Source organism: Bacteroidota bacterium, assembly GCA_018831055.1.
Taxonomy (GTDB): domain Bacteria; phylum Bacteroidota; class Bacteroidia; order Bacteroidales; family B18-G4; genus M55B132.
Genome location: JAHJRE010000208.1, coordinates 1 through 2,829, shown reverse-complemented (window position 1 = coordinate 2,829; position 2,829 = coordinate 1). Strand labels below are relative to the sequence as shown.

The window sequence follows — 2,829 nt, the reverse complement described above, 5'->3', positions numbered from 1 at the left end:
CTTGCGTATCAAATAAGTCGAACTGCAGTTTCTTTACATAATCCTGCTCGAAATCAAAAAAAGGACCGGTTGGAGTTATTTTTGCGAGAGCAAAATCACTCGAATCTATTGGTTCATTGGTTTCGATGATGTAGGTTTGATAAGGAAGAACCAAAGTGTCTTCATTATTAAACTTGACCTGGTAAAGATTCAGGCTTGCTGATAATATCTGACTTTCATTCTCTTCATCCTTTTTTATCATAGAAAGTGATTCCACCGGTAAATTAATATTTTTACATCCTGCTATATAAATGGCTTTTAATGCAGTATCGGAGGTACTGGGAGGATTATCACCGGAATAATAATCCTGAGAATAATAAATCCTGGAAATATGTTTTATTCCCTTACTGTCAGTCGTTATGGTTTGGTTGGTCTGCGCAAAATCGTTGTATTTAAATTGAGTAGTCTTTTCAAAGTATGAAGTAGTGCAATCAGGTTCATATATTTTTTCAATAGTTTGGGATAGTATAAGACACATTTGAGTAAGAATTTTATATTTCCCGCTTGCAAATAATGGGTATTTAAATCCACCATATCCTGTTCCGTTAACTTTATAGGTTAAAAAGCCATTTGATAGGCCGTACAGAATTTCAGGTGACTGACCATTTTTGAAAAACATTGAATAATCATTAATAATTTCTTTTATTCTATTGTTTTCATTATCAAAAACTTCCATTTTAGTCAAATATCCACGATTCCATGAATAATTAGTATTAGGAGCAAAAGGGAAGGAATTATACAATAGGTTTAGATGCGGCAATGTTCCTGTTGGTGGATCAGGGTTAGCTGTGTAATGTTCTTCAAATCTTTTATTTATAATAATTGGTGTAAATTCGAATAATGTATCTGTATTAGCGTATGCGGTATCATTAAAAGTTGCATTATTTGCAAAATGGTAAACAGATTTCCCATTCTCACCGTTATTTCCCAATAAAACCTGGACTGTTTCATAGCCAATCAATCCCTCTGACATATCAGCAATATTCCCATTTGATCTGATGTAATTCTTTTTGTAAAACATAGAATCAGGACTCGGATGATAATCAGGAGGATCAAAATAACCGAAAATTGGCAAGGAGATTGGCTTTCCTGAGGTAATACATGGACTTTGGGTTTGATAAATATATTCTTCCGATATGTTTTTAATACCATCATTTAGTATCTTTTGTTTTAATCTTAATCCGGCACCTTCGAATTCATAATCGTTACTGCTGAAATATCGAAATTCATGGGGCTCATAAATCAAGCTTACATAACCTCCTGATGGAAAGGTTATTTTTTCAAGAATACCATCCTTCATATATTGAGCATCAGGTGTTCGATCAGCCCCTGGTATCATGTATTGCGTGGAATAGTCACCTGTTCCACCGGGATCTTTAAATAACCGGAAACGGTCACTACCCGTTAAATCCGGATAAACATATATTGTAGGAACAAAAGTAGTGTCGGTTGTATTTCCATTATGATAACCCCAAAAGTCCTGGGAATAGGAATGTCTTGACGGAAGATCAGATGGGTCATTATATTGAAATTGAATGGATGGCATATCCTGACCCGGTATAGAGTCCTTAATCTCTTTTAAAACCAATCGCAGCATGGCGGTAGGATCATTTAAATATACATAGCTTTCACATGCTTCATAATACTCATATTTGAAAACTACATCTTTAATGTGATTGCTATTTCCATTAAATTTTCTGTATATGGAAATTTTATCAAGGCTTTTACATTTTTTACTGCCATCGGAAATCCCTGCATGATTAACATCTAACCTTGCTGGAACCTGCGTTGGAGATTCCTGGTATTTGAAACAAATTTCAATGCCATCATTTGAAATAGTTTTTATGCGGTGACTTTTTAGTAAAGGCGGTGCATCAGGCATCATATAATTAATTAACACCTTTGAAATCAGGGTGTCATCTTCGTTATTTCCACCTATCATATAGTACTTTTGGTAGGACGAATCAAGGCACATCCATTCGTCTTCATATTCAAAATATGTATATTGGTTTTGATTCGTTTTAATTGAATCAATAAACCAAGTAGTTGTATAAATCCTGTCTGTACTGTCTGTATGTGATATTTCATGTACTTGGGTGGAATACTCAGCAACAGGACCACTTGGCTCATTTGATGTCAAGCCTGTTTCTCTATGTATAATATAGCTACGACTAACATATTTATAATTTGAGATTGTTTTCGAGTTTGTTCTTATAGTATCCTTTTTACCAAAATAGTATATATTACCGACTGCGTCAATGACTTTGAATGATTCTATGTTTTTATTACTTGGGTGAAGTGTATAGCTTATCTTGACATTTTGATAAGGTATAAGAAGGATTTCTCTTCCTAATCCGTTATCATCATCTTCTCCAGCCCCTAAAACAAATGACCCGCTTATCCCATAACAGTCAATAAAGAATCGGTCCGGTTCTGTGTCAGTTTTCCCACCAAAACCCGTATCAGGTACCTCAACCATATTCATCAACTCTAATGGTGCATTACTAAATAGGTTTATTTCTTGCACTGCATTTGACGAGTTTGAGCTCCATTGTACATTTGGGTCTTTAAAAAGCCAACCTATTTCGCTCTTATATAGACTATCTACGTCTGTCTTATACGTGTCATCTGGTAATCCCCTTACCTGTCTTGTGATTTTAGCCCCTGCGTTTAGAGACCAACCTAATCCAATATCTGAAGCTAACTGATTAACGAGGATACCACTGGTGTTGTAATCAATGCTGACCGGAATACTAATTCCTTTATAATCAGCCACCCAAATAGGAATGG

The 2,829-nt window shown here is 35.1% G+C and carries 1 protein-coding gene; it reads right to left on the bottom strand.

From position 1 onward, the window contains the following. A partial coding sequence (locus KKA81_13955) for a hypothetical protein (GenBank protein ID MBU2652028.1) occupies positions 1-2,829 on the bottom strand: 2,829 nt, incomplete at both ends.